Source organism: Intestinimonas sp. (assembly GCF_026169115.1).
GTDB lineage: Bacteria > Bacillota > Clostridia > Oscillospirales > Oscillospiraceae > Intestinimonas.
Genome location: NZ_JAPFEA010000112.1, coordinates 1 through 2902, shown reverse-complemented (window position 1 = coordinate 2902; position 2902 = coordinate 1). Strand labels below are relative to the sequence as shown.

The following is a 2902-nucleotide window of genomic DNA, read 5'->3' as shown; positions in this document are numbered from 1 at the left end:
GGCTGGAGGAGCCAACAGAGCAGATGATCGGCCGCTTTGACCTGGCTTATGCCTACATATTTGGAGACGATCCGGCCAAGGCCCTGCCGGTGTGCGCGGAGTTTATGCGGCTCCATCAGGAAAATCCCGGCGAGCTGGGCGAGGCTGAGGGAGACGCCGTCATTTCGGTGGCCATGCTGGCCAGTTCCATCGCCCGCCGCCTGCCCCAGATCCCGTTGGCGCAGTGCAAAACTCTGCTGGCGGAGTTCCGGGATCAGGTCCGGGCCTATGGCCTGGGAGAGCGGCTGTGGCAGTGTCACGCCGGGGAATTTGCCATGATGACCGGGGATCGGACCGCACTGGAGGAGCATCTGGAGCGGTTCCAGGCGGCGGAGCGGGACGATGTATCCGACTGCGCGGTGTGTGAGGCGTGTGCAATGGCGGAATATCTGCTGGCTTTGGACCGCAGAGCGGAGGCCGTCGGCATTGTGGAGGGGCTTCTGCAAAAGAAGGAGTTCTGCGAGGAGCAGCCCTGGAAGCTCCTGTCCATCCTCACCGATGACGCGCTGGAGCGGAAGGATCTCCAGGAGGCGGAGCATTTTTCTGACGCCATGGTGCTCCAGCCCATCAAAACCGCCGCGGACCTGCGCCGGGTGGGCACCCTGCTGCGGATGAACGGCTCCGCCGGTGATTGGAAGGACGGGCTCAAGCTGCTGAAAAAGAGCCTGCCCTGGACGAACAATTTCTGGGATCAGGAGCTGCTGTTCTCTTTCTATCTGGGAGCGGCCAGCTTCTGTCAGGCCCACAGCCCGCTGCACCCGGAAATCAAGCTGCCCCCTGTGCCTGGGTTTGCCGACTGCCCGGCAGACGGCGTATATGACTGCGCCGCCCTGGCCCGGTGGTTCTGGAAGCGGGCGGAGGAGATCGGCGCGCGCTTTGACCGCCGCAACGGCTGTTCCAATTACCGGGAGCGGCTCAAGCGGCTGCTGAATGATCCGCCCCAAAAAGAGGAAAGCGGCATGGGAGTGCCGGGAGACGGCGAGGAAGTTTGCGAGTGAGCTCAATAACATAGAAAGATCAAGATTAGTTTTTCCTTGTACAAACAAATAGATTTTGTTGAAAAGGAATATTTGGGATGAGTATGTTTGGGCTAAAACTTCGGACAAATACTCCTAGTGCAGATGTGATTAAAATATTAAGGCAATTTGATCCTGACGCTTCTATATCAAATCTCCGTTCCAAAATTATACATAACGATTTCGTTTATGTTTGTGACTACTTTGATGAAGATGGAATTGTCACTCTGCTAAACTTACTGCATGAAGTTGAAGCTATCAAAATTGATGTGGACATATATGAACAATCGGAAAATGGAGATAAAAAAATAAATCCATTTCTATTACAAAATTTATTGAAGCAATATAAAGAAATCGAATATCAAATACAGGAAATCGTAGATTTGGAAGCAGAGGACTAAATCCCTTTAGGAATTAAGTCCAGCTCATAAAAATCAAGAGAACAGCAGAAACAGGCTGGCGGTTTACGCTCGCTGCTGGCCGTGGCGTTGCCAGACGGTGACGAGGTCAACTTCTATCAGGTTCTCCCCCTTTATCGGAATGAATTGGAGTATAACATAGAGCATGACGCAGACACCCTGCTGGACAGAATGGCGGATGTCAGCTTTGTCGTGCAGGCTGACCGCCGGAATGCCATTCAATGAATGGTATTCCGGAAAAAGAAAACTCAATCGGGTCATTCACTTGCATTTTCCACCAAAACCGCATATAATGTGTAAGATAACTTTATCCCCCTTTTTTCCAGCAGAACAGGAGGCAGAGGGCATGAAAGAGCTGCTCATTGTAGTGGATTACCAGAAGGACTTTGTGGACGGCGCTCTGGGCTTTCCCGGGGCGGAGACACTGGACGGCCCCATCGCCGCCCGGATGGCCCAGGTCCGCGCCGGCGGGGGCGACGTCATTTTCACCATGGACACCCACGGTGATGACTATGCCGCCACGGTGGAGGGGACAAAGCTCCCCGTCCCCCACTGCCGGAAGGACACCCCCGGCTGGCAGCTCTATGGCCAGGTGGGGGCCGCGCTCCGGCCCGGTGACCCGGTCTTTGAGAAGGAGACCTTCCCCTCTCTGGACCTGGCCGACTGGCTCCGGGAGCGGGAGTATGACGCGGTGGAGCTGTGCGGGCTGGTGTCCCACATCTGCGTGCTCTCCAACGCTGTCATGGTGAAGGCGGCCCTCCCCAACGCCCACATCACCGTGAGCGCCCGGCGCACCGCCTCCTACGACCCTGACCTCCACCAGAAAGCCCTGGACGTGCTGGAGGGCATCCACATCACGGTGACGGACCGATAACACCGCCCCGGCCGGACCGGCGGCGAAAGGATGGACGGAACATGAAACACACCGATAACTATACCCTTTTGTGCGATTTCTATGAGCTCACCATGGGAAATGGCTATTTCCAGACCGGCATCGACAAGCAGATCTGCTATTTTGACGTCTTTTTCCGGGACGTGCCCGACGGGGGCGGCTTTGCCATCGCCGCCGGCCTGGAGCAGATCATCGACTACATCCAGGACCTGCGCTTCACCCAGGAGGATGTGGATTTCCTCCGGAGCAAGGGAGGCTTCTCCGAGGAATTCCTCCAGTACCTGCTGAGCTTCCGTTTCACCGGCGACATCTGGGCGGTGCCGGAGGGCACCCCCATCTTCCCCGGCGAGCCCATCTTCACTGTCCGGGCCCCCGCTGTCGAGGCCCAGTTCATTGAGACCTACGTACTCCTCATCCTCAACCACCAGTCCCTCATCGCCACCAAGTCCAACCGCATCGTCCGGGCGGCCCAGGGCCGGCCGGTGAGCGAATTCGGCTCCCGCCGGGCCCAGGGTCCCGACGCCGCCGTGCTGGGC

At 57.3% G+C, this 2902-nt stretch carries 4 protein-coding genes and 1 pseudogene; all 5 read left to right on the top strand.

What is annotated here, in order from left to right; genetic code table 11:
- On the top strand, positions 1 to 1037 hold a 1037-nt coding region (locus Q0Y09_RS09810; RefSeq protein ID WP_297720901.1), incomplete at its 5' end, for a hypothetical protein.
- Positions 1038 to 1114: 77 nt separating this feature from the next.
- Positions 1115 to 1456 (top strand): hypothetical protein, encoded by a 342-nt coding sequence (locus tag Q0Y09_RS09805; RefSeq protein WP_297720898.1) that lies wholly within the window; start codon positions 1115 to 1117, stop codon positions 1454 to 1456.
- An 81-nt stretch (positions 1457 to 1537) separates the two neighbouring features.
- Positions 1538 to 1699: a suppressor of fused domain protein gene (locus Q0Y09_RS13270; protein WP_367184380.1), complete on the top strand. Its 162-nt coding sequence runs from the start codon at positions 1538 to 1540 to the stop codon at positions 1697 to 1699.
- A 121-nt stretch (positions 1700 to 1820) separates the two neighbouring features.
- Entirely contained in the window at positions 1821 to 2348 is a 528-nt protein-coding gene (locus Q0Y09_RS09795; protein ID WP_297720893.1) for a cysteine hydrolase family protein, read from the top strand.
- A gap of 41 nt (positions 2349 to 2389) precedes the next feature.
- A pseudogene (locus Q0Y09_RS09790) lies at positions 2390 to 2902 on the top strand (nicotinate phosphoribosyltransferase); the annotation flags it as partial.

What these genes read in the sequence shown, in the direction of transcription:
- Q0Y09_RS09805 (WP_297720898.1), top strand. Translation starts at nt 1,115, where the DNA reads ATGAGTATGTTTGGGCTAAAACTTCGGACAAATACTCCTAGTGCAGAT.
- Q0Y09_RS09795 (WP_297720893.1), top strand. Translation starts at nt 1,821, where the DNA reads ATGAAAGAGCTGCTCATTGTAGTGGATTACCAGAAGGACTTTGTGGAC.